22 protein-coding genes are annotated in these 26,113 nt (G+C 34.6%); 3 read left to right on the top strand and 19 right to left on the bottom strand.

Annotation, left to right across the window (positions count from 1 at the left end):
• Position 1 precedes the first annotated feature (1 nt).
• The 7 genes from ccsB to AC6EIW_RS00875 form a co-directional block, all read right to left on the bottom strand.
• A complete protein-coding gene (gene ccsB / locus AC6EIW_RS00905) occupies positions 2–949 on the bottom strand; it encodes a c-type cytochrome biogenesis protein CcsB (protein ID WP_498520765.1) in 948 nt (315 codons plus the stop codon).
• Between the two features lie 34 nt (positions 950–983).
• Positions 984–2,171 carry an LptF/LptG family permease gene (locus tag AC6EIW_RS00900; protein ID WP_498520764.1) on the bottom strand — a complete coding sequence of 396 codons (1,188 nt, stop codon included), beginning with the start codon at positions 2,169–2,171 and terminating at the stop codon, positions 984–986.
• 5 nt (positions 2,172–2,176) lie between these two features.
• A complete protein-coding gene (lptB, locus tag AC6EIW_RS00895; protein WP_498520763.1) occupies positions 2,177–2,902 on the bottom strand; it encodes an LPS export ABC transporter ATP-binding protein in 726 nt (241 codons plus the stop codon).
• A 75-nt stretch (positions 2,903–2,977) separates the two neighbouring features.
• Positions 2,978–4,534, bottom strand: coding sequence for a hypothetical protein (locus AC6EIW_RS00890; protein WP_498520762.1), 1,557 nt, complete (start codon positions 4,532–4,534; stop codon positions 2,978–2,980).
• Between the two features lie 153 nt (positions 4,535–4,687).
• Positions 4,688–5,068 (bottom strand): DUF309 domain-containing protein, encoded by a 381-nt coding sequence (locus AC6EIW_RS00885; RefSeq protein WP_498520761.1) that lies wholly within the window; start codon positions 5,066–5,068, stop codon positions 4,688–4,690.
• Positions 5,068–6,870 (bottom strand): translational GTPase TypA, encoded by a 1,803-nt coding sequence (gene typA, locus AC6EIW_RS00880; RefSeq protein ID WP_498462556.1) that lies wholly within the window; start codon positions 6,868–6,870, stop codon positions 5,068–5,070. The genes AC6EIW_RS00885 and typA overlap by 1 nt, the downstream gene beginning before the upstream one ends.
• Before the next feature lie 132 nt (positions 6,871–7,002).
• On the bottom strand, positions 7,003–7,713 hold the full coding sequence (locus AC6EIW_RS00875; protein ID WP_498520760.1) for a M15 family metallopeptidase: 711 nt from the start codon (positions 7,711–7,713) through the stop codon (positions 7,003–7,005).
• A 137-nt stretch (positions 7,714–7,850) separates the two neighbouring features.
• Between AC6EIW_RS00875 and chlP the strand changes: the two genes are divergently transcribed.
• Positions 7,851–9,185 (top strand): geranylgeranyl reductase, encoded by a 1,335-nt coding sequence (gene chlP / locus AC6EIW_RS00870; RefSeq protein ID WP_498520759.1) that lies wholly within the window; start codon positions 7,851–7,853, stop codon positions 9,183–9,185.
• A 9-nt stretch (positions 9,186–9,194) separates the two neighbouring features.
• Here the strand turns inward: chlP and glyS are convergent, their stop codons facing one another.
• Positions 9,195–11,357 carry a glycine--tRNA ligase subunit beta gene (gene glyS / locus AC6EIW_RS00865; RefSeq protein WP_498520758.1) on the bottom strand — a complete coding sequence of 721 codons (2,163 nt, stop codon included), beginning with the start codon at positions 11,355–11,357 and terminating at the stop codon, positions 9,195–9,197.
• Positions 11,358–11,875: 518 nt separating this feature from the next.
• On the opposite strand from glyS, the gene AC6EIW_RS00860 reads away from it, so the two are divergent.
• Positions 11,876–13,681 (top strand): NADPH-dependent assimilatory sulfite reductase hemoprotein subunit, encoded by a 1,806-nt coding sequence (locus AC6EIW_RS00860; RefSeq protein ID WP_498521593.1) that lies wholly within the window; start codon positions 11,876–11,878, stop codon positions 13,679–13,681.
• Here the strand turns inward: AC6EIW_RS00860 and AC6EIW_RS00855 are convergent.
• From AC6EIW_RS00855 to AC6EIW_RS00805, 11 genes are all read right to left on the bottom strand, one after another.
• Positions 13,618–14,373, bottom strand: a complete 756-nt coding sequence (locus AC6EIW_RS00855; RefSeq protein WP_498520757.1) for a M15 family metallopeptidase — start codon at positions 14,371–14,373, stop codon at positions 13,618–13,620. The two genes, AC6EIW_RS00860 and AC6EIW_RS00855, sit on opposite strands and share 64 nt — an antisense overlap.
• Before the next feature lie 99 nt (positions 14,374–14,472).
• Positions 14,473–17,013 carry an ATP-dependent DNA helicase RecG gene (recG, locus tag AC6EIW_RS00850; protein ID WP_498520756.1) on the bottom strand — a complete coding sequence of 847 codons (2,541 nt, stop codon included), beginning with the start codon at positions 17,011–17,013 and terminating at the stop codon, positions 14,473–14,475.
• Positions 16,986–18,188 carry an adenylate cyclase gene (locus tag AC6EIW_RS00845; protein ID WP_498520755.1) on the bottom strand — a complete coding sequence of 401 codons (1,203 nt, stop codon included), beginning with the start codon at positions 18,186–18,188 and terminating at the stop codon, positions 16,986–16,988. Before AC6EIW_RS00845 ends, recG begins: the two co-directional genes overlap by 28 nt.
• 2 nt (positions 18,189–18,190) lie before the next feature.
• Positions 18,191–18,847, bottom strand: coding sequence for a translation elongation factor Ts (gene tsf / locus AC6EIW_RS00840; RefSeq protein WP_498520754.1), 657 nt, complete (start codon positions 18,845–18,847; stop codon positions 18,191–18,193).
• A 59-nt stretch (positions 18,848–18,906) separates the two neighbouring features.
• Positions 18,907–19,599, bottom strand: a complete 693-nt coding sequence (gene rpsB / locus AC6EIW_RS00835) for a 30S ribosomal protein S2 (RefSeq protein ID WP_498462548.1) — start codon at positions 19,597–19,599, stop codon at positions 18,907–18,909.
• Positions 19,600–19,738: 139 nt separating this feature from the next.
• Positions 19,739–20,671, bottom strand: coding sequence for a glycosyltransferase family 2 protein (locus tag AC6EIW_RS00830; RefSeq protein ID WP_498520753.1), 933 nt, complete (start codon positions 20,669–20,671; stop codon positions 19,739–19,741).
• Positions 20,672–20,762: 91 nt separating this feature from the next.
• Positions 20,763–20,918, bottom strand: coding sequence for an Asl3888 family RNA-binding protein (locus AC6EIW_RS00825; protein WP_011293689.1), 156 nt, complete (start codon positions 20,916–20,918; stop codon positions 20,763–20,765).
• 36 nt (positions 20,919–20,954) lie between these two features.
• Entirely contained in the window at positions 20,955–21,647 is a 693-nt protein-coding gene (locus tag AC6EIW_RS00820) for a DevA family ABC transporter ATP-binding protein (protein WP_498520752.1), read from the bottom strand.
• 30 nt (positions 21,648–21,677) lie between these two features.
• Positions 21,678–22,853 carry an ABC transporter permease DevC gene (gene devC, locus AC6EIW_RS00815; RefSeq protein WP_498520751.1) on the bottom strand — a complete coding sequence of 392 codons (1,176 nt, stop codon included), beginning with the start codon at positions 22,851–22,853 and terminating at the stop codon, positions 21,678–21,680.
• Positions 22,853–23,770, bottom strand: a complete 918-nt coding sequence (locus AC6EIW_RS00810) for a lipid ABC transporter permease (protein ID WP_498520750.1) — start codon at positions 23,768–23,770, stop codon at positions 22,853–22,855. Before AC6EIW_RS00810 ends, devC begins: the two co-directional genes overlap by 1 nt.
• Positions 23,764–24,489, bottom strand: a complete 726-nt coding sequence (locus AC6EIW_RS00805) for a phycocyanobilin:ferredoxin oxidoreductase (RefSeq protein WP_498520749.1) — start codon at positions 24,487–24,489, stop codon at positions 23,764–23,766. Before AC6EIW_RS00805 ends, AC6EIW_RS00810 begins: the two co-directional genes overlap by 7 nt.
• Before the next feature lie 355 nt (positions 24,490–24,844).
• Here AC6EIW_RS00805 and AC6EIW_RS00800 point away from each other — a divergent pair, with 355 nt between their 5' ends.
• On the top strand, positions 24,845–26,077 hold the full coding sequence (locus AC6EIW_RS00800) for a M16 family metallopeptidase (protein WP_498520748.1): 1,233 nt from the start codon (positions 24,845–24,847) through the stop codon (positions 26,075–26,077).
• Positions 26,078–26,113 lie beyond the last annotated feature (36 nt).

The raw sequence follows: 26,113 nt of genomic DNA, 5'->3' as shown, positions 1-26,113 counted from the left end.
ACTACGCATCAAAGAACCAGCCATAGCTGTGCAAGCCGACCCCTAGAAGATTGACTCCAATATAGCAAATAATAATAACAAAAAAGCCTGCAATAGCAACCAATGCAGGCTTTTTTCCCTCCCATCCTTTTGTTATTCTTGTATGCAAATAAGCAGCGTAGACCAACCAACATATTAAAGCCCAAGTCTCTTTAGGATCCCAACTCCACCAACTACCCCAAGCCTCGTTAGCCCAAACAGCACCACTAATAAGACCAACTGTAAGTAATAAAAATCCAGCAGTTATAGATCTGTAACTTAAAGAATCAAGTTGCTCAGCATTTGTAAATTCAACCGGGTGTATTGAATTTAAGTTCTCATTTTTGTCATTTAAATATAATTCAGAACTTTTCCTAAATGAACCCGACCCAAAAGAGCTATTTCGCATATTAAATTGCTTATTCCAGTCAACAAGAAATACACCAAAAGACAAAATCGAACCTACTAGTAATGCCGCGTATGAACACATAATTACACTGACATGCATTACCAACCAACTAGAACGTAGTGCTGGAACTAAAGGAGCCGAAGATTGCAAATTCTCTGGCAAAACAAAGCTAGCAAAACCTATTGAAAGCAATGAGATAGGAGTCGCAACCGCAGAGACAATTGGAGACTTCCATGACCTTTCGACAAAAAGTTGAGTCAACGTACAACCCCAAGTCAAAAAGCAAAGTGATTCATAGAGATTACTAATTGGAAAATGTCCTGACTGCCACCATCTAAGTATCAATTGACTAGTTAGAAAAAGATTTGCTACTGCAACTAAAAATTTAGATTTGGTAGAATTACTGCTCCCAGCAACTGACCAAAAAGAAATAGGCAAAGCTATTAATAAAGAAAAGAAAGCTATAAATCCGAGCAGAATAACAGGATCAAAAGAAAAAATATTTAGAAGAAAATCAAGCATTTATAAAAGCTACTAGGTTTTGATAATGACCAGATCATTTGCTTGCTTGTTTTAACAAAAAACCTCCTCCTAGCATAGACAAAAAAACAGGGGCCCAAGCAGCCAGGAAAGGATTTATTATTCCTTTGACTCCTAGTGAGCTAAAACTAAAACTTAGGATGTAATAAATAAGTATCAAAATAATACTTAATCCAAAACTTTGACTCCTGCCTCCTCCACTCTTTTGCATTACCCCAAAGCTACAGCCGATCAAAGCAAAAACCGTGCAAGCAATTGGCAAAGTAAATTTTTCTTGAATTCTTACCCTCATTTTTCTTGCCTCTTTAATATTGCCACTTCTTTGATATAGCTTCATGGCAGTATTAGCCTCTCCAAGGTTCATGTCATTAGCATCTTTAGGCAATTGTGCAATATTTGTAAGTTCAGCGCCTAATGGATACAAAAAGCTCATAAATTTAGTTCTTGTGTTACTACCATCAGGAATTAAAGTCAAAATATTTCCCTCAAAAAATTCCCAATTTTTTTTGTCACGATTCCAGATTCCTTTTTTCGCCTTAAGCATTTGAGTAAAACCTCGTTTAGAGAAATCAATTACTGTGACATCCAACATCTGTCCGTCAAAAAACCTCCTAGCATAAAAAAGATGAGTAACTCCTCTTTTCTTGTAGCTTGAATATGGATCTATAATTTCGCCTTTTTTTGAAAAAATAATATCCTCTCCCTGTTCATTCGCAAAAGATCTTCCTAAAGAATTAGACAAGACTATTTCAGCATTTTTATTTGCAATTGGAACAATATTGTTATTAAATACAAAAGTCATATATGACATAAATATTGATAGAATTAATCCTGGCAATACAAGTCTATAAATTGAAATACCAATACTTTTTAAAGCCTTAATTTCACTATTATCATTTAGACTTCCATAAGCTAACAATGTTGAAAGTAGCATAGCCATTGGAAAAGATATAACAATAAAGCTAGGGAGCCTTAGCATTAAAATCTTAATAGCAATAGATATCGGAAGCCCAATCTCAACTATTTTCCTTATTAGATCGAAAATAACTCCTAAAGAAAGAGAAACAACAGTAAAAGCAGCAATCGAAAAAAACAAAGGTGGTAATAATTCAAAAAAAATCCATCTATCTAACAACGGAATTACTTTCAACTTTCTTTCTAATAAGTTATGAAATCTAGTTAAAAAAAATGTTTTTTTTAGCATAGTAATTATTCAAATGAATTGCCAAGATAATTCTCTTTTACTACTTGATTCCTCTTGAGCTTTTCAGAAGATCCATCAGCAAGGATTTCCCCTTTGTTAAGAATATAAGAGCGGTTTGTTATCGCCAACGTTGCTCTAACATTGTGATCAGTAATTAATATTCCTATATTTTTGTTTTTTAATTTCCCAATTAAATTCTGTAGATCATTAATAGCAATAGGATCTACTCCCGCAAAAGGCTCATCTAAAAGTAAGTATTTGGGACCTAATCTTCCTACAGCTAAAGCTCTGGCTACTTCACATCTGCGTCTTTCTCCACCTGAAAGTTGATGGCCAAAACGATAAAGAAAAGATACTAAATTAAATTCCTCGATCAATTCTTCACGTTTTTTCCTATGCAAAGATATTGATAAGTTAGATTGAGAAAGAGCAATATCCAAATTCTCAAAAACTGTAAGGTTTCTGAAAACACTTGGTTCTTGGGGTAAATAGCCAATACCAAATTGAACTCTTTTTGTCATTGAGAAGTTTTTTATACTCTTTCCCTCCAAGTAAATATTGCCTTTGTTTGGCTTAATCAACCCCACAATCATATTAAAAGTACTTGTCTTACCTGCGCCATTTGGGCCCAAAAGACCAACCACCTCACCACGATTAACATTCAAAGTGACGTCTTTTACAATATTTCTCTTGGATAAGGTTAAATCCAAACTCTCAATAACTAGAGTCATTTCATTAAAACCTATCAGGGAAAAGCTTATACATAAGAATTATCTGATAATAAATTATACCTAACATCTACAAAATTAATCAATAATCCTTTCAACCCAATACAAGTAGAATCTCTCTGAATCATGAAAAGAATTTTCAAATTTAGAATCGGCAATTACACTAAATTCATCAAAATAAAGAGATTCACCTGGCTCCAGATTACTAATAGCTGATTCCTTACTTAAAAGTAATAATAATTTATTTACATTGGGGAATTTATCTAAATAAACTTGAACTGCATCTAGTGTCTTATTTCTTTCTAATTTAACCCTATTAGCCCACTTTGCATAACTACCTAATCCATTCAACTCAGGCAAATAGAATTCTCTAGAAAGGTATCCTGATACAGTCGCCACTTCAACATCTCTCGTAGCAAATATTGGGAAATCCTGCCATCCTTTATCTTGTATATATTCAGCGGTTGCCTTTCCACCTGAATAAGGCAAAAGAAAATCATTTAAGACCATATGCACACCAACAACCATATGAATGGTTAAACAAAAAGTTAGCAACCTTGGGAAATACAATAAATTACCCTTAGTAAAAAGATTTTGATTACTTGAAGAGTTAAATTGTTGCTCTTGATTAGATTGTGATAACCAGACTGATGAGATAATCAAAAGGAAGTAATATCCATAATGTCTTGATCCAATACCAAAATATAAAAAATAGTTAAAAAGAAATAAAAAAACTAAACCACTAAAAAAATAAATCAAAGCCTGGGGATAATGTTTAATAAAAGTAGTTGTACTTACCAGTAAAAACAAAGTAATTAAGGCACAGATAATTAGATCCAAAAACCTACTTGAATCAGGGATAATAAGTACATACCCACCAAAAAGCTGTCCTATTACTCTTAAAAAATGACGAAAATCGATTACGGAAGAAACTAATTTAATGGAATCTTTTACTTGGAAAAGACTAAAAGCTCCAAAACACAATAAAACGAAAGAAATAGCGGCACTTGAAATCAAATCATAAATCCATTTTTTATTTCTCATATAATTTTCTCTTTGAATAGGGTTTACAAACCAATCAAATACAAGAGTCATTCCAATTGCAAATGCTAATGACCAGGAATAAGCTTGTGTATTAGCCAAAAGGCCAATACATAAAGCAAATGGAATATAGGTTTTTTGTTTTAAATGATAAATAGAACAAAAAATAAATATTATTAATTCTGCAATTACATAATGACGACATACAAAGTAATATTCCCAAAAAGGGAAATATCCAAAAGTAAATAAAGATTTAGTCAATAAACTAAAAGGGCTAAATCTCCAAAAAAGTAAAATTGCTAAACTACCTAAAACCCAATGCAAAAGTTGCATACTTATCGGTGTACCAGTAATATTTTTCGTAAAATAAACTAATAGTGACCAGAGGATAGGATGCCCAGATGGTGCGTTATTTCTCCATAAATCTATCAAAGTATCGCTTTGCCAAGCTACCAGCCATCCTTGCATCTCATCTCTCCAAAGTGCATGATTAAATGCACCGAATAAACCTATTATTATAAACAAACAAGGTAAAAATATCTCATAAAATTTCTTACTAGATAATTGAACTTGATTGATTATTTTAAATTCCATTTTAATTAACGAGGGATGTGTTCTATATATTTAAATTAATCAAAATTTTTATTTTTATTTTATTAATTAAAACAAAGCTAAAAATATAGCAATAAAATTATATTAACTCATCTCACTTTTAATAGCAAAAGAGTAAGAGGCCTAACAAGGTTTTTATAAGAAATAGAGAACTGGCAAGCTGCAACTAGCTAAGTCATTACCAACTTGAAGAAATTCCAATCTCCTGCTGATGCATTTACAAAGTCCTACAATATCTAATCCTAAATTATTTAATTGATATCTTTTTAACCTACCCAATGCTTCTCCATAAAGTATTGTTGCACCATTGGTATTACTATTTTCTAAATGCACTTGTGCAACAGCAACTTGCAATATGCCCTGTATCAACTGTCTTTCAGGTCCTCCAGTCTCATGCCATATCTCTTCAAAGACATCATGAGCTTGATACCATTGACAAGAATTAAATAATTTCATTCCTATTTCAAAACGAGAATCATTTATAAATAAATCATCCTGTTTATCTATTAGGATCATTATTTTTTCAAATTTTTCTTTGCATTAATTTTTCTCAACCTTATAGATTCTGGTGTAACTTCCAACATTTCTCCTGGTCCAATATATTCAAGTGCTCTTTCTAATGTCATTTCAATTGGGGATTGCAATTGATCTAACTCATCTGCACCAGCTGATCTCATATTGGTAAGTTGTTTAGCCTTGCAAATATTTAATTCAAGATCTTGTGGGCGATTATTCTCCCCAATAATCATTCCTTTATAAACTTTAGCTCCAGGAGTAATAAAAAATTGTCCACGGTCTTCTGCATTTTTTAAGGAATAAAAAGTAGCTACACCCTCCTCAAATGAAATAAGTACTCCATTTCTCCTTTGTTCAAAATCTCCAACAGATGGCCTGTATTCAAAAAATGAATGGCTCATAATCCCTTCACCCCTGGTTGCACGAATAAATTCACCCCTAAATCCAATTAAGCCTCTTGATGGAATAACAAATTCAAGTTGGGTTCTATGATCCGTGCCCGTTTCCATATTTTGCATTTCACCTTTTCTTACACCAAGGCTTTCAATACAAGCGCCAACGGAAGCTTCTGGGACATCAAGGACAAGGGTCTCAACAGGTTCGCATTTAATTTCATCAATGGTCCGAAAAATTACTTGTGGTTGAGAAACTTGAAATTCATAACCCTCTCTTCTCATGGTCTCGATCAGAATTCCTAGATGTAACTCTCCTCTTCCGCTTACAGAAAAGCGATCAGGTGAATCTGTATCCTCTACCCTTAATGCAACATTAGTAAGAAGTTCTTTGTTTAAACGATCCCTTAGCTGACGACTGGTAACAAACTTGCCCTCTTTCCCTGCAAATGGAGAATCATTTACAACAAAAGTCATCTGCAATGTTGGCTCATCTACCTTTATTAGAGGTAAAGGCTTCGGTTCATCAGGACAAGCTACAGTTTCTCCAATAGAAACATCCTCAAATCCAGCCAAGGCAACTATATCGCCAGCATTTGCTTCATCTATTTCAATTCTTTTTAATCCTTTAAATCCTAATAGTTTGTTAATCCTTCCTTTCTTTAGGCTCCCATCTTCTTTTATCAAGCATGTCCTTTGACCATTTTTAATTACACCATTATGTACTCTCCCAATAATAATTGTTCCTAAAAAATCTGAGTAATCAAGAGTAGTGACTTGTAATTGTAAAGGCTTATTCTGATCCCCAACAGGAGGAGGGACCTGCCTAATAATTGCATCAAATAAAGGTTTCATATTATCGCTTTCACTTTTTACTTCAGTCTTTGCAAAACCGCCCAATCCACTCCCAAACAAATAAGGGAAATCACACTGATCATCATCAGCTCCTAATTCCAAAAATAGATCTAAAACTTTATCTACCGCGGTTTCAGGCTCTACTCTTGCACGATCAATTTTATTCACAAAAACAATAGGTCTTAAGCCCTGCTCTAAAGCTTTTTTCAGAACAAATCGGGTTTGCGGCATTGGCCCCTCGTTCGCATCAACCACAAGAAGACAGCCATCTACCATACCCAAAACCCTCTCGACCTCGCCTCCAAAATCAGCGTGACCTGGCGTGTCGACAATGTTTATCCGGGTATCGTTGTATGTAACAGCTGTGTTTTTCGAAAGAATAGTTATTCCTCTTTCACGTTCCAAATCGTTTGAATCCATAGCACAAGTTGGGACTTCCTCATTATCTCGAAAAGTTCCAGATTGATTTAAAAGTGCATCAACCAAAGTTGTCTTACCGTGATCAACATGAGCAATTATTGCGATATTCCTTATGGCTTGTATATCAAAACTCATAATTTAAAAAAATTAAAAATTCTTTGATTAATAGAGACATAAAGAATATCTCACCGTGACTTCATTTAGCTGTTTTAAATGCCAATTAAAATATCGAATATAAAATTGGAAGTAAAAAAAATTAAGTCAAAATTATTTGAATTTTGTAATTTTATTGGCATCCTCAAATTTCCTCAAAGCATTAACAGTCCCTTCAAATCTCCAATGCCATGGCTCATAAGTTACTCCTTGTTTGTTGTTGGGTGGAAAAGAAAGAACGAAATGATATTTGGGAGCAAACCTCTTCATCCATTTAAAAGCAGGGGTTTGTTCAAATTCAACCTCAAAATGAGTCTCTGGGAAATTCCCATCACCAACATCAATTGCATACCCTGTGCTGTGTTCAGAATAGCCAGGAGGAGCTGAATCCATTGAGCGCTCAACTGCAGTTTGATTTCTAATAGATTTATTTTCATAAAAAATTTCTCTTTGCAAATCTATTGATCTAAAACCACTTAATAGTTGTAGAGAAATCCCTCTTTGGGCCGCCATAAATTGCATTTCCTTAAAATTTTCATAAATTTCTTTATGTACGTAAATACCTGAAGAGAAAAGAATTAAATCATTTTTTGAAGCCTCAGGATAAGGAAGATGGCCCAACAAACTTTTATTTTGATTTGTCTCAGTAGAGTTAATCGAATCATCTAAAGATTTTGTTTGGCTTAAAAATGATTTATCAGCTAAAAACGTTAAGGATATGCCAAGTCCTACGAATAGAAGTCCGAAACGCAAAAAAGACTTACTAGTAATGGTTTTGATGGATCTAATCCTTTTGGCAAGCGGGATTTCATCTTGATAATTCATATGATCTTCTTATGGTCAAAACAATTGGAATTCACAAAAATGATGTTTCGATAGTAACGAGTATCTCCAATCTTTATACTTTCTATGAGATAAGGATGTAAGTTTTATATATAGAGAACTAAATTTTTCATCCAAAGATGTTAAGAGTTGCTGTTATTGGTGGTGGTCCAAGTGGATCATGCGCTGCAGAGATTTTAGCCAAAGCGGGAATTAAAACTTGGATTTTCGAGAGAAAGCTTGATAATGCAAAACCATGTGGAGGGGCGATTCCATTGTGTATGGTTTCTGAATTTGAGCTTCCTGAATCAATTATTGATAGGAAAGTCAGGAACATGAAAATGATATCCCCATCAAACAGAGAAGTAGATATTATCCTGGATGATATTTATCCTGGAAGTGATAAAGAGTATATAGGCATGTTGAGGCGTGAAGTAATGGATTCATTTATGAGAAATCGCGCCGCAGAACTTGGCGCTACATTAGTAAATGGATTGGTATCAAAAATAGAAACTGGTACAAACAAACAAGGTCCATATACCCTTCATTACACCGAAATCCTTAACGACCAAACTGAAGAGAAAGGTAAGCAACTTGAGGTGGATTTAATTATTGGGGCAGATGGTGCGACAAGCAGAGTTGCAAAAGCAATGGATGCCGGTGATTATAACTATGCAGTAGCAATTCAAGAAAGAATAAAACTTCCTAAAGAGGAAATGAAGTATTACGAAGACAGGGCTGAGATGTATGTAGGCACTGATGTATCGCCAGATTTCTATGGTTGGGTCTTTCCAAAATACGACCATGTTGCTGCTGGAACAGGAACAATGAAACAAAATGGTGGTTTAATAAAAAGCCTTCAGATTGGTGTCAGAGAAAGAGCAAAGAAGAGACTCGTAAACGGAGAAGTAATCAAAGTAGAGGCTCATCCAATCCCTGAACATCCCAGGCCAAGAAGAGTTGTGGGGAGGATGGCTCTAGTTGGTGATGCCGCAGGTTATGTAACAAAAAGCTCAGGAGAGGGGATTTATTTTGCCGCCAAAAGCGGAAGAATGTGTGCCGAGCAGATTGTTGAATCAAGTCAAAATGGAAAAATTATACCCACAGAAAATGATCTCAAAAAATATTTAAAGAAATGGGATAAAAAGTATGGAACTACTTATACAGTTTTAGATATTCTCCAAAGAATTTTCTACACAAGTGATGGAGCAAGGGAAGCCTTTGTTGAAATGTGTGGTGACATGGATGTTCAAAGACTTACATTTGATAGTTATCTATACAAAACTGTAGTTGCAATGAAGCCGCTTCAACAATTAAAACTCACTCTACTAACAATTGGTTCCGTTTTAAGAGGAAAGGCCTTAGCACCAAGCACGTACAAGCCAGTACCTAGTGCAGTTAGAGATGATAAAGAAGTTAATAAAATGTTGGCAGTAAGTTCAATTAAAGGTGGTATAAAAACCAGTAAGAAATAATATAGATAATTAACTAAGCTTGCTAAAGTCAGCGAGCTTCAAAGACTGATTTCGAAGGATCGTTAGTAGATTAAGCCTATTATTTCTTAAATTAATATCATCGGTCATAACCATTACACTGTCATCTCCATCAAAAAAGTTGGCCAAGGTTTCAGTACTTGATACTAGACCTTCAGCCAACAATTTATATTTTAAACGATCACAATTAGTGGCTAAAGGTTTTAATTTCTCTAATATATCTAACATTTCGCTTTCGGAACCCTTTTCAAATAATGACTTATCGACAAACCCTAGAGGATCTATCACATCATTGGCTATTGAACTTTTTTCTGCCAACTTAGAGGCCCTAGACACTACAGCTTGCAATAAATTAAGTGTATTATTTTTCCGCATATCCATTAATAATGAAGCACGAAAATCAACATCTGTTGGATCATCTAATAATTTTGATGTTGAAGTTTTATCTCCCGAAATTGCCTGAATAATATCAAAGTCTATATCTTTCTCTTCTAATAAACTAATTATTCTTTGACGAAAGAATTCCTTCAGCTCATCCGTAAGACTATTTATTTCAAAAGAAAGAGAAGGAAAAACCTGCTTCCAATATATTAGTGAATCATTTATTATTTCATTAATATTTAATTGCCAATCTTTATTCCACAAAATCAACAATATTCCATTAGCTGCCCTCCTCAAGGCATAAGGATCAGATGATCCAGAAGGTCTTTCGCCTTTAGCATAAATGCTGAAAAGCAATTCAAAACGTTCAGCCAATGAAACGGCATTCCCAAGATTATTTGAGGGAAGAGAGTCTGAACTTCCTTTGGGTTTGTAATGTTCTAAAACTCCAAGACATACATCTCTAGATTCACCCTCATGAAGTAAGTACTTAGATCCAATAATTCCTTGCAACTCTGGAAATTCGTCAACCATGTTACTAACTAAATCATGTTTACAAAAATGTGCAACTTTAACAGATTTATCAATATCCTCTTGAACAAATCTAAGTTTTGATGTCAATAATTTAGTAAGCCATTCGATCCGATTTACACGGTCATATAAAGAACCTAATCCTTGAGCAAAAGTTACATCTTTTAATTTATCAATACGCGACGAGCTATTTATTAATAAATCTGATTTTATAAAAAATGATGCATCAGAAAACCTTGCTTTTAATACTTTTTCATTTCCTAAAATAATATTTTCTTTTGCTGAAGATAATCCATTGCTAATACAAAAAAAGCTAGGCAATAATACGTCTCTAGAGTCAAGTGACAATGGATCAGAATTAACATTTACTTTATATATTGGTATGTATCTTTGATGAACCTTCATCACTGTGGACAAAACCTCAGGAGGCAAATCGAGGTAAGACTCATCGAACCCCCCAGTCACAAGCAAAGGAGATTCAACTAAATCTGTAAGTTCTTTTAAAAGAGGTTCAGTAAGATCTGCCTTAACTTTTTTTTGAATTTCTTGATTGAGAACTAAATCATTGATTTGGGAAAGACGAGTATTCCTATCAACTGTGACTCCAACATCCTTCAATTGAACAAAATAAGTTTTCGCATTCTTTATGGTTAATTCTGATCCATGTAACCTATGTGGTCTTGTGGTATTGCTAACTTGAATTTCCGGATCGCAACCAGAAAGAGTAAAAGGTAAAACCTCTGAATCAATCAAAGAAACAATCCAACGTATAGGTCTGGAAAAGCGGAAATCACCTTTTCCCCATCTCATAAACCTTCTTCCCTGAATTTTAGTGATCCAACCAGGTAAAGATTCAGCCAACAATTTCTCAACAGGCTTGCCTTTTTCAATTAAATTAGCGAAAACGAATGAACCCTTTGGCGTTTCTCGAATCTCTAGGTTTTCAGGTGCCAGACCATATCTTTTAGCAAAACCAATAGCTGCTTTTGTAGGTTTACCATCATGAAAAGCTTGAGAAAAAGGGGGGCCTTTTCGATCTGCAATATTATCCTCAGAGAATGGAGCAATCCCTTCAATTGTTAATGCGATTCTTCTTGGAGTAGTAGTAACTCTTATTTCACTAAATTTTATTGGATAAGAATTCAAGTCATTATTTACATTTAATTCAAGCTGAGAAATAACAGATTCAGCCAAATCTGCTGGCAATTCCTCAGTACCGATTTCTAAAAGGTAAGTAGACAAAAAATTTCCTTATATTCATAACAAGATTAGATCTAAATCTGAATTACTTCTACATTCTGTGTCCTAGAAAAAATTTAATATTCAATAAATGGAGCTTTGATCACTAATAGCTTTATTTGAACAATTAGGCACTAATCAACACGGAAAATGATACACTGTAGGTACCGTTGTAGGTACCATTGCCTAAGATAATTCAAATACCTGGAAGATCGGGTTTTTACCTCAGGGTTGCTGTACCGAGAGGTAAATTAAGGGATGCCTTTGGAACATGTGATGTAGTAAAAAAAATTGGTAACACAAAAGAGGAAGCCGAGGAGAACATAAACTCAGCAGTAAAAGCTATTCAAGAAAAATTTGATGAAAAGCTCAGAGAAGAAGAGGCTAAACAGATAAACAAATCCTTGCCCAAGGGAATAAAACTAGAGGCTGTCAAAAACAGTAATTCAAATGAATCTCCAAAAAACATAGAAAAAGACTTAAAAGAGGCTGGTTTTAGTAAAGCAGCTATAGAAGCTCTGATGAATTTTGAAGAACAGGAAAGTAAACATGATCAAGGAATAGAAAAAACTGTTCCTTCCCCCTGCATAGCAAATAATTCTCCCCGAGCGAAATTTGAACAATTTAAAGCCGATAGTAATTACTTACAAGAACCTCTACAAAGTGAATTATCAAACGACAGCGATCACTTTACGAACGACGCAGTACAACTTTTAAAATTTCATGGTAGCTATCAACAAGATGATCGGGAACATAGAAAGAGAGGAGGCACAGGCAAAGACTGGCAAATGATGCTAAGGCTAAGAAATCCAGCAGGTTTTGTCCCAGGTCCACTTTTTGTTGCCTTAGATGATCTCTCTGATCGACTAGGTAACAAAACGCTTAGAGCTACTACTCGGCAATGCTTTCAAATGCATGGAATAAAAAAAGGGAATATTAAAGAAGTAATAGGAACGATAGTGAAGTCAATGGGATCTACCCTAGCGGCCTGTGGAGACGTCAACAGAAATGTAATGGCTCCAGCAGCACCGTACGAAAAGGGATCTTACCCTGCTGCTAGAAAATTAGCTAATGATATTGCCGATATTTTATCGCCTCAAAAAGCTGAGAAAACATACCTTGATTTATGGGTTGATGGCGAGATGAAATATGCTATTAAGCCATCTTCCGAAGTCAAAAACAAAAGGAAGCTGCAACCAAATTCAGGCGTTTTTAGTGGGGACAAAAATGAACCTTTGTATGGTGCAACCTACTTACCAAGAAAATTCAAATGTGCAACTACAGTACCAGGAGATAATTCTGTGGATATCCTTACCCATGATATAGGTCTAGTGACGTTCACGAATTCAAAAGGAATACTAGAAGGATGTAATGTCTACGTAGGAGGAGGTATGGGTAGAACACACAATTTAGATACGACATTTGCGAGGGTAGCAGATCCAATTGGTTTTGTAGAAGGGGAATACATACTAGAACTTGTTCAATCTATTCTCGCACTTCAAAGAGATTATGGAGATAGAAAAACAAGAAGACATTCTAGACTTAAATATGTTCTGCATGACATGGGTGTCGATTGGTTTAAGAAACAGTTAACAAAAAAATATTTCACAAAAAAGATTGGCACCTTAAGAAACGAAGGGGATACAAAACTTGAAGATTATCTAGGCTGGCATAGACAATCTGAGAAATTATGGTTTGTTGGTCTACCACTATTATCAGGTAGGCTTAACGGAGAAACAAAGAAAGAGTTAAGAAAAATAGTTGAAAAATATGCATTGGATGTACGTTTAACTCCCAACCAAGATCTACTATTGTGTAATATTGGTAATTATCAAAAAGTCAGTGTAAATAATGATCTGATTAATATTGGTTTTAATAATCCAAAAAGCCCTGACCCAATAGCCAGACATGCAATGGCTTGTCCAGCCCTACCATTATGTGGACTTGCTATGACTGAAGCAGAGAGATTTTTACCAGATCTCATAGAACGATTAAACAATCAATTAAAAAGATTAGAGATCAGTAAGTCAATATTAGTAAGAGTTACAGGCTGTCCAAATGGATGTGCCCGCCCATACATGGCAGAATTAGCTCTGGTTGGTAGTGGTTTAAATCAATATCAATTATGGCTTGGTGGTAGTACAAATTTACAAAGATTGGCTACTCCTTATCTACAAAAAATGCCTATCAATGAATTGGAGAAGACATTAGAGCCTTTATTCCTTAGCTGGAAAGATACTGGCTCCTCATCAAGTCTTGGAGATCATGTTACCAAACTTGGTTCTGAAATGGTAATGTCTTTACTGACTTCAAGTGCAGCTCCATAAATAGCATACCCTTTCTTACTTAACCAAGACCACAATTGATCTCCATAGCTAAAATGCCACCATTCGTTTGGATGTTGAACAAATCCAGCCCTTTCCATAACTGCAAATAATAGAGACCTTCTATATTGAAAAACTTGATGTTTTGAACAAGGTCTCTTGGAATAGTCTTTCTTATAAAAGTCAGGTGATGATTCAGCCCCAATAAAATCAATTTCCCCGCCAAGATCTAGTATTTTTCCTGTCATATCAGCTAGAGTCAAATCTATCGCGCCACCAGTACTATGAGGAGGAGGCGTAAGGGGATTAGAAGACGGTTTCGCCCAGAACTGGGCTACTTCAGCAACAACATTAATTATGTCTACATTATCAGAGATATTATTAATATCAATTCCTCTTGACCTACAAATTTCTTGCATGGTGTAATCAAACATAAACTTTTGAACAGAAATAGGCCTCCAAGCATCAAACAAAGCCAACTGTAATTGAGGATTAATCTCTGAAAGATATTGTTGTGCTTGTATCAATCTTCTTAAAACACTACTACGTAAAACCCATGGATCTGTGCCAGTCAAATATGGAGCACCTAAAGACATATAAGGATGAGGTGTTAATCGAAATATAGATTGTGGAATAGAAATTAAAGGCTCTTTACATTCATTTATTTTTAAATTACTCCAAGGTTTCATCTTCATAATTTGTAGAAAATGTAAATAAAAAATCTCATTCTTGTAAAAATTTATTAAATTTTAGCTTTAAAATTAAATGAATTCAATAGTTATTTAACCAAAATATTAATTTAGTTTATTAGCAATTTTAAGTTTGTCCCACTGTTCTTTTATTAACAACCGAAGTATAGAGTTGTTTTTAAGCTCAGAATCGTTATCTAAAATCTGACGAGCCTCATTGCGCGCAAGTTCAAGCACGTCTGCATCATCGGCTAATGATGCCAGTGCAAAATCAGGTAAACCTGATTGTTTTGTACCTAAGACTTGTCCAGGTCCGCGAAAACGCAAGTCAATTTCTGAAATTTCAAATCCATCATTGGAATTAGCAAGAACTTCCAATCTTTGTCGAGATGTTTTATTTTTATTTTGATGACTCAGGAGGCAGTATGACTTGGAAGCTCCCCTTCCAACTCGACCCCTTAATTGATGCAATTGAGCAAGACCAAAACGATCAGAATCCTCAATTAGCATTACACTTGCATTTGGTACGTCAACACCTACTTCTATAACCGTAGTAGAAACCAGTATGTCACATTTTTTGTTGATAAAATTCTGTATGACCTCTTGTTTTTCAACACTCTTCATTTTGCCATGAAGTAAGTCAACAACAAAATCTGGGAAGACCTCTGTAGACAACTGATGATATACATCAATTGCCGAACTAATTTCTAGTTTCTCAGATTCTTCAATCAAAGGTAGAACAACATAAATCTGATGTCCTTTATTAATTTCAGTCCTGATTAATTCATATGCATAATTCTTTTCTTTTGGTGTAATCAGCTTAGTATCTATCGGAGTTCGACCAGGTGGAAGCTCATCTAATTGACTAACATCGAGATCACCATGCAAAGTAAGTGCAAGTGTTCTCGGAATGGGCGTAGCCGTCATCGTAAGTAAGTGAGGTTGCAAACCTTTATTCAAAAGTTTGTTCCTCTGTTTGACACCAAAGCGATGCTGCTCATCTACAACTACAAGACCAAGTCGTTCAAAGATGACGTTGTCTTCAAATATTGCATGAGTTCCTACCAGAATCTTAGTAGAACCATTTACTAAATCTGTAAAAATTTGTTTACGTCGAGACTTGGCTGTAGAACCAGTTAACAAATCTACGTTCACCTCAAGTTGAGGGATCCATTTACTTAGTGTTTGATAGTGTTGAGTAGCAAGCACCTCGGTGGGTGCCATAAGAGCTCCTTGCCATCCAGATTGGACAGCACTGAGTAGTGCTGCTATGGCGATAACAGTCTTTCCACTACCAACATCGCCTTGTAATAGGCGAGACATTGGCTCGGCTTTGACTATGTCTGATTCAATTTCCTCCAAAACTCTTGTTTGAGCATTTGTTAGAGAGAAAGGAAGAATACTCAAGAATTTCCTTACAAGGCTATTACTACTGAGTTCAATACTTAGTTGAGGAGAATTACGTTTCTTATGCAGATCACGTCTTAAAAGCAGACTTAACTGTAATAACAGAAACTCTTCGAATACAATTCTTCTCTTTGCTTTAGCTAAAATTTTTGCATTCTCAGGGTTATGGATATGAAAAAAAGCTTCTTTCTTAGTTAATAGATCTAGTCTATTTACAGTTTCTTTCGGAAGTGGGTCCTTAATATCAGATGTTAAATAAAGAATAGACTGGATTAGATCTCTGAATTTGTCTGCAGTAACACCTTCAGTTAATGAATAAATAGGGAATATCTGACCAATAGTTCTAGATTTCAAATAACTGGTAGGACTATCGATAATTTCTATCAAAGGATCGTTTAATGATTTGCCATATTTACTTTCTTTAACTAGCCCACTTACCGCAACAGTCGAACCAACAGTATACAAACTTTGTTGAGATTTTACATAGGCAATACTTCTACCACGACTACCTGCAAAAAATCTTGTAACTTTAATCCTCCCAGTCCTATCTTTTAAAAACAGTTCAAGAATAGAAAGATTTGGATTTTTAGGACTTTTAAATGAACTGCATCGTCTAACTTTAGCAACGATCGTTACATTTTGACCTGCATGAGTTTTATCTATAGTTTTCAATGAGGTGTAATCAACATAATCACGAGGGAAATAATTTAAGAGATCACGGATTAAAAAAAGTCCCAGTCTTGATAATCTTTCTGCTTGTTTTGGTCCAACACCCTTAACGGCTGAAATCGAACTTCTTAAATTTAATAACTCAGTCGAAGAACTTTTCGTAGAACCAACAGAATCGTACACACTTCTTATTTTTAATTTTTTTGGCTCTGTTTTTTCTTTATTTTCTTGATATGTATATAGATTATGAAGAGTCTGTCTTGTCTTGACTATTATTCTTCGCCTATCATCAATGGACAAAGATGGATATTTTTCATAATCCAGAGCTAATTTCTTTAATTTAGAAAGATCAGATTCTTGAACAACTATAGAGGGTAAGTTTAATAAATACCCACTTACAAAAGAAGAAAATTTATTAGTTCTACCTTGAATATTATTACAACCGTGATCAACTTCAACTGTTAATGCTTGTTGTAAAGGTCGAACCCATGTTACTAGTTCAGCTGATTTGCTACCAGGAGTAGGTATTGAATCATTACTACTTAAATTTTGGTTGTGTCCTTCCACCATTCTTTATTAACCTCTTCTGCTAATGAGCGACCTTGCCAATAACGTTGCTGTTTAATCATACCCAAAAGTACATTTTGATAATGTTTAATGTTAGTTCTATTTTTTCTAAGTCTTGGATTATCAAATTCCATATCCGAGGGAGTAATAAGCAAGCAATCAATATCTAAACCTCCAGAAGGAACTAATGGATTATTGGTTGGCAATTTAAAAGTTAGAATATTGGATACAGATTTAGAAGAAATTAATTGACCAGACAAAGCCGCATCTAAAATATTTATTGGTATCAGAGTATTTACAATACCTGATTTTAAAAGCTCAGTGTTAATGGAATCTGAGAGGTCACGCAATCGTCGAATCAAAGCTGTATCTATAGAAATAATCCACTCATATAGTCCAATTGGGGATTGTGGAAGAAATCTATTGTTTGTGACATCATCACTAGAGGAGGACACATGAGAAGAATCCTCTCTGTTGGAATCGAAATCTGTTGAATTAGATTCTTCGGTCAATGCAAATATTGACTGCAAAACTTCAATATCTTTACTTTTTAAATTAAAAGTATCGGTAATCTTTTCATCTTCATTTAATTTCTTATAATCCTTATTTTTATTTTTAATTCGCAACTCATTTTCAGATTTTGTACTTTTCATATAAATTTCTTTATTATCTATAGCGTATGGAGCTTTTAGTTCGCCATTCCAACCTTCAGTAATTGATAAATTTTCCAATGGCGGTATTGAACTTATATGAATTGAATTAACAGTGCTAAATGATTCGGATTTTTCAGAATCATTTTTCAAATTTAGTGCATTTGACATTTCATCTTTAACATTATTTAAATGACGAATATTTTCTTGATCAATTTTCTTAGCCAGCTCAATTAAATGTTCAATTGTTATGAGAGAAATATTATCTGAAACTAATTTGTCAATTTTCAACTGAAATAACTTTCTTGAACTAAATGTTGAGAAACCAAAATCATCTCCAGGCCGATCAGTGATTAGAGAGAATAATGTGGTTCTTATAGTTTGAGGTAGCAAATTCCTCAGCTCCTCAAGATAAACAGAAGTGACTCTATAAATAATAGGCGATATGTTATTACATTTTTCCTTTAACAGACCTATTTGATCTAAAGGATCAAACTTAGAATCCAAAAAATGCTTATTTTTAGACAAAATTAATCAGATGTCATTGATGCAACCTCTTCTGCAAAATCAGACTCTTTAACATCAATTCCCTCGCCAAGAGTGTATCTAGTAAATCTACGAACCTTTATGTTCTCTCCTATTTTACCAGCAACTTGTTTTACAAGCTCTTCAACATTTATTGAACTATCCTTTATGAATGGTTGTTCTAAAAGAGCCATCTCTTTTAATCTCTTTCCTATTCGTCCTTCTACAATTTTTTCTTTTATTTGATCGGGCTTACCTGAGAGGTCATCTCTTCCCATCTCAATTTCCTTCTCCTTGCTTGCAATAGCTTCTGGAATTTGATCAACGCTTACATACTCAACACTTGGACAAGCGGCAACTTGCATTGAAAGATCTCTCAAAAGACCTTGAAATAAATCTCCTCTAGCTACGAAGTCTGTCTCGCAGTTCAACTCTAAAAGGACACCAACTCGAGAACCTGTATGTATGTAACTCCCGATCGCTCCCTCGGCGGCGACTCTACCTGATTTCTTTTCAGCACTGGCTATACCTTTTTGTCTTAACCATTCAATAGATTTTTCCATATCACCCTTGTTCTCAATTAGGGCTTTCTTGCAATCCATCATTCCAGCAGATGTTTTGTCTCGAAGTTTTTTAACGAGTTTTGCTGTTATCTCCGACATTTTATGTAGGTGTAGTAAAGAATTAGATTAAGTTAAGAATTTATAATTAAGTATAATAGCTAATCATTAGTGCCATGTCTCCCTTCATTTATAGCATCAGCTAATCTGCCCAAAACGAGTTGAACAGATCGGACTGCATCATCATTACATGGTATTGGGATTTCGCATAGATCGGGATCGCAATTAGTATCAAGCATTGATACTAGGGGAATATCAAGCTTTCTAGCCTCTAGAACAGCATTTGTTTCCCGCCTCTGATCTACTAAAACTACAACATCAGGTAGACGTCTCATTCCTTTTAGCCCACCAAGATATTTTTGCAATCGTTCTAATTCTCTACGCAACACGGCACCTTCTTTCTTTGGGCGCATTGCAATAGCACCACTAGATTCCATTCTTTCAAGATCTTTTAGTCGATCGATTCTCGCTTTCATTGTTGTCCAATTTGTAAGCATCCCTCCAAGCCATCTTTGATTAACGTAGGATGCACCGCATCTAATGGCTTCTTGAGCAACGACTTCGGAAGCTTGTTTTTTAGTTCCTACAAAAAGGAATCTTTTACCGCTTCTTGCAGCTCCTCTAGTCCATTTATAAGCACTATTCATACAAACAGCGGTCTTGACTAGATCAATAATATGAACCCCATTGCGAGCGGAGTAGATGTAGCGGGACATCTTGGGATTCCATCTTCTTGTCTGATGCCCGAAGTGAGCACCAGCTTCCATCATCTCTGAAAGAGAAACTACAGCCATTTTTTTAGTAAGTTCCGGGTTCGCCTCCACCCAACAGGGATAAATTAAATAGTGATTAATAAATCAATATTTATTCATCACCCGAAACAGTCAGGTGTGCGGTTTTGAGTTTGCATTGTTAATAATAACAAATGATTGCTCAGCGAAGTCCCAATAATGATGCTTCTCTAAAAATTTGTCTCACTCCAATCAAATTAAGAGGAAGTCTTAACAATTCCATAGCTAAACCAGATCGACCATTCTTGATTAGAAAAGCCAAGAGAGGTCTGAGTGTCTTTGTGTTAATTAGTCCGCCAAAAGTTAAAAGTTCCCACAGGCAACGATGAAAGAAAGTGTATTGAATTATAAATTTCACTCTCAAAGTTGGATGCTTACGATAAAAAACTAATCCCATTTTTGATCTCTCTTTTTCAATTCGAATCAAATGAGGAATTTGATCAAGTGCTAATGCTGGATGCCAATGAAATCCAATAGCTCTTGGACATTTGATAAGTTTAACGCCCATATTTCTTAATCTTTCTCCTAGTTCCAAATCTTCCCAACCATATAGCCGAAAAGATGTGTCAAAAAGTCCTGATTTTTCTAAAACATTTTTATCAATAGCAACATTTCCAGTAGCAAAGTAGGCCCAGGACAAGTCTTGAAATTTAAAAGGCTCAGAATTTGGATTATTAAAATTAGAAGTATTTATGACAGATCCATAGGTAAAACATTTTCTATTACCAAGTTTTTTCCAAGCTTTGAGCAGAGCATCAACATGGCTCATTAGAAAATATCTATCTACAACAAGATCACTGTCTATAAAAACAATTAGTTCTCCCCTTGACTTTTCAACTCCAAGATTTCTTCCTAAAGCTGGCCCTCCATGAGATTGTTCAAAAAGTCTTAAATGAGGATAAGTCTCAGCATTATTTCTCAGCCAATCAACCGTCCCATCCGTTGATCCATCATCGACTATTACAATTTCAAAATTTTGAATTTCATTATTTAAAATTTGTTTTTCTAATGCATCTAGACACTTTTTCAGTATCGGAAGTCTGTTGTAGGTGGGTATAACAACGCTTACTAACATCCTTCATTAAAAAATAAAATCAAAAAAATTGTCTTTAAACACTTTAAAATAAAGGACTAAAAAAAGATTATCTGATTTGAATAGCGGTTTATTAATCAGCAGCCCCACCGTTATTTGCTGTTCCAGTAACACCATTACCTGCTCCTTCTCCTCTGCCATCATTACGAAGCTTACGTTTCTTAAATTTCCTTGCATAAGCTCGATTTCTCTCTTGCTTCTCTTTCTTAAGATTTCGTCTTTTGGACATACTAGGTTCCTAGATTTTTTATATATAACCAATTTACTAAACTGAGGGCAATATTTGGCCATCTTCCATTCGCAAGAGACGATCTGCTACATCCAATATTCTCGGATCATGAGTAACCATCAACACCGAGCACGATTGTTCTGAGGCTAATTTTTTCAATAAATCAACTATTTCTCTACCAGTTGAACTATCCAATGCAGATGTTGGTTCATCCGCTAATAGTAATTTTGGTCTAGCCGCAAGAGCTCTGGCAATTGCAACTCGTTGTTTTTGCCCACCTGATAAGTCATGGGGCAGCTTAGATAAGTGTTCTTCTAATCCAACAGCTCTCAGCCACTCTCTAGCCTGAGCTCTACGAGCTTTGTACGAAAATCCATTTAAAAGGTCAGCTCCCATTTGAACATTTTGCTCAGCGGTAAGACATCTCAAAAGATTATGTCCCTGAAAAATCATTCCAATATTTTTTCTAAGATTCTGCCTAGTTTTCCTGCTCGCTCCAAAAAGTTGTTTACCAAACACTTTAAGGTCCCCATCTTGAACTTTGCGAAGAGCTCCAATCAAAGTTAAAAGAGTAGTCTTTCCACATCCTGAAGGTCCTGTCAGTAAAACAACCTCACCAGGAGAAATTTCCATTGAGACAGACTGAAGAACATGCCTTCTCATTTCTCCATGACCATACCAATGATTCAAAGAAACAATCTTTAGAGTATTGTTGTTTATATTTTTCATAAATTATTTAATCAATCATTAGATTATTCATTAAAATATTTCAGCAGGATCGGCATCTGCCAATTTCTTCATGGCTGCCAATGCTGATCCCATACACATAAAAAGTATTAAGCAAAATATAATTGATGCTCTGCCAAAACTCATTTCAACAGGTAATTTAGTTGATGATCTAACTAAAGCATATAAAGCTTGTCCTGAAACATAAGCAGGAATATATCCAATTATTGATAAGATTAATCCTTCTCTAGCTACTACTCCTAAAAGGCTTCTTAAGTTATACCCCATGGCCATTAATGTTGCATATTCAGGCAAATGATCACTAACATCACTATAAAGAATTTGATAAACAATTACACAACCGACAATAAATCCCATTGCAGCACCTAATGTAAAAATAAATCCAATCGATGTACTACTTTTCCAATAATTCTTTTCAAAATCTATAAATGATTTTAAAGACATAACTTTAACGTCACTAGGTAAACTTAAATTCAATGAGCGAACCACATTATCAATATTAGATCCCTTCTTTAACCTTACTAAACCAATTTCAATACTTCCTTTGGGATTACCTGGAGATAGTTCTAAGTATGTCTCACTGCTTGTTATTAAATTCCCATCTGCACCAAAGGAGGGACCTAAACTAACTATTCCAGAGACTCTAACTCTTTTACCTGCGACTTCAGTTTCAACTAAACGCCCTGCTTTAAACCATTTAGAGATTGGGCCAAACTCATCCCTGGAAAGATCATCAAATAAAACTCTTCCTTTATTCTTTAAAGTTTCTGCCTTACTTTCAAAATCAGACTCAATTAATAGTGGCTTACTTGGCTCAAAACCTAAAGCAAGAATAGATCTTGTGGATAAATTTTCAGGATTTCGCCAAAGAAGAAAATTCCAATTAACAGCAGTTGTTCCAGTGACGTCTCTATGGGCCATTGCCTGAATTAATCTTCTTCGAGGAAACCCACTCATACTTATTGAACTTTTTGAGCGAGGACTAATTAATACCAGATCTGCATCAAATAACTTATGAACAGTAACACTTGCGTCAAACAATCCATCTCTAAAGCCTAGTTGCATAAACATCAAAATCCCAGCAAATGCTATTCCTGCAATAGCCACCAATATCCTTAAAGGTTGTCTTGTCAGCAAAAGCCAGGCAAGAGGTATTTTTCTATTTTTTAAAAAATTATTTATTTCCACTAGGGCTGAAACCGAGCAATGACTTTCATCCCCGTTAAATGAGAAACCTTTTGAGCAGATGTATTATCAAGTTTGACTCTGACCTCGATAATTCTAGAGTCAGCATCGCCGGTTGGATCAGTTGCAAGCACTCTTCTTTGCCTGACTTGTGGGCTGATCAAACTAACTTGACCTCTTAAAGACCCATTAAACCCTCCATTCTCACTAATTAAATCGACAGACTGACCCACTTGAACTCTGTCTATATCGGATTCATAGACTTCAATAAGAGCTTCCATTAATTGATTAGCGCCCACACTAATTACACCAGACGAATTCGGCCTCTCTCCCTCACGAATCAAGATTTGAAGAACAATCCCATCAATTGGACTTTTTAATTGTGTTTGCTCTAAATCGACTTTAATTGCATCTATGGCAGATTGAAGCTTTGAAATTCTAGTCTCAGAAATGAACAAATCATCTTTCATCTTGTCTAAAACAATTAACGCAACTGCGCCTTTATCTACAAGAGATTGATATCTATTGATTTCCCTATTTTTTATCCTAATTTCACTGATTAATATATTTAAATTTGCTTGTGCAGATTTCAAGTCAGCTTCAAGTTTCGGACGATTATCAAAAACAGCTAATATTTGATCCTTAATAATAGAGTCACCCTCTCGAACTAATAATTTAGATAATCTTGGAGTACCACCCTTGCCACTGGTTGGAGCTGCTAATTTTCTTATTTCTCCAAGAGGATTTAATTGGCCTAATGCTGCAACACCATCAATCCTATCAACCACTTCATTATCTATAAGAGATTGATTTACTTCTAAATCTTTATTATTACATCCGCTAATTAAAAGCATGCACAAGGGTGTTATGCCTATAAAATAAAAGATTTTAAAAGATACGTATTTAAACATTACTAACATTCAAAAAGGATTTTGTTAATGTATTCATCTGCCCAAGATGAACCAAAAAATTTAGTTAGAATAGCCCTGGTCTTATCATTAAGTTTTTGATTAGAGCAATATCTTTTTTGATAATTAAGTCTATTCATTGTATCTGACGAATTAATTTCGTCTTCCTTGCCCCTAACCAATAAAGATAAGAGTAGTGATAAATATTGGTCAATGAGTTTTAAAAATAGTTTTTCTTCGAACAAATCAACTGGACGGATAAAGCAAACATATGGAGAGAAGATAGATCCCCACTTAGGCAGCTTCCCAGGTTCCTTAAATTTAGGAATTTGTAATGATCTCATTTGAGAAACGAGGTAATCAGGCAGGTGCTCCCCAACAGGTGACAAGTCAACAATGGCAGCAGAAATATTATTTGAATTAACTACCAAATCAGCTCCAAATATTGGAAGTTCAAAGCATGGGTCAGGAAAAAAGACACAATGGAGTATTTCAAATTTATTGCCAAGCTTTGCAACCTCCAAATGAATTTTTCTAAATCCTTTTGCTTGATAAAACTCGTTACTGATAAATAATTCCTCCTTATTAAGATTGGCATAAATCCTTTTGGACTTAGAGTCAATATTTAGAGGTTCAACATCAGTCAAAGAAATGATTTTGTTCTTGATAAGTTCGAAAGCTTCAAACAAAAGAGGATTCAATTTACTTTGAGTGCAAAAAACTGACTTCAAAACTAATAACTCAAACTAAAAGGGATGGCTAAGAATCATAGATAAGGTTTATTTAAAAATATTCTCAAACAATATTATATGATTATCAAGAAAAAAAAAAGGACTGACAGGAGATTTTTATGCAAAGTAGAGTTAAATAAGGAGCAAGGGTAGAATGATTGAATTTAGTAAAAGAATAAAAAGCAACAAAACAAGGATAATTTAATTATAAATAAAATTTAGACATAAAAAGTAGATAACTATTAAAAAAATCTTTTATAGTTTAAAAGATTTGAACCATCTTATTTAAAATCACAGATATTTTATGCATGGATTGAGATAGCATAAAAATTTAGCGTACTATAAGATATTAAGAATGAAAGTAAATCATTGGTCATTGCCTAATGGTGCTACCTGTGTCGTAGCTGATATAGAACAATCAACACTCACTTGTATTGACTTTTGGTGCAAAGGAGGAAGTCTTTATGAAAAGAAAGATGAAGAAGGAATTGCACATTTCTTAGAGCATATGATATTTAAAGGGAGTAAAAACCTTAAAGAAGGCGAATTCGATTTAAGAATTGAATCTCTTGGTGGAAGTAGTAATGCCGCGACTGGGTTGGACGATGTTCATTATCACGTTCTAGTACCACCAGAGAAGATAGAACAAGGACTAAATCTGATATTAGAATTATTATTATTTCCTAAAATTGAAAAAGAAGCATTTGAGGTGGAGAAAGAAGTAGTTTTAGAGGAAATCGCACAAAATATTGAGCAACCAGATGAAATTATTTATATGAAATTATTAAAGGGATGCTTAACACCACATAGATACTCAAAGCCAATACTGGGTGACGAAAAAACTGTAAAAAGTATAAATCCTAGACAAATGAAACAATTTCATAAAAATCATTATGTAGCTAAAAACTGTACACTTTCTATAGCAGGAGAATTACCAAAAGAAATTATTTCAATCGTTAGCAATAGTAAACTTAATGAATTAAAAAAAATTACAAAGGAAACAAATATTTGTACAAAAACCACTTTTAATACGGGCTACAAGAAAGAAACTATTCCTAGGCTTGAGGGAGGAAGAATATTGAAAGCCTGGAAACTTCCCCCTGCAAAAGAACAAATATTAATTTTAGGAGCAGAAATTGCTGCCACAATTTTATGCGAAGGTAAAAGTAGTATTATTGTTAAAAAGTTAAGAGAAGAAAAAAGAATTATAGAATCAATAGATATAGATTTACAAATTCTGGAAGAAGGTGGATTAATTCTTCTAGACGTCAGTTGCCAAAAGGAGAATCTTAAACTGGCTGAAAGTGAAATAAACAGTATTCTCAAAAGATTAAACAGGGATTTAGTTGCTGATAAAGATCTAGAACGTGCAAAAAGATTAGTTGTAAATAATATTTATTTTGGCCTTGAGTTGAGCACTCAAATTGCCTCAACTTTAGGTAATCAAGCTCTATGGGGACGTCACCAATCAGTATTAAAATCAATAGATGATATTTCATATTGGACAAATTCACGTTTAAATGAATTAATTTTTCCATTATTTAATCCAGAAAATGCATTTACATTAATTGCCGAACCTGAGAAATAAATATGAACATAATCCTAGACACAATTAATAGCAAAA

It is taken from the genome of Prochlorococcus sp. MIT2308 (genome assembly GCF_059772345.1).
The sequence above is the reverse complement of the archived record's forward strand: the minus strand, read 5'-3'. Positions and strand labels throughout refer to the sequence as shown.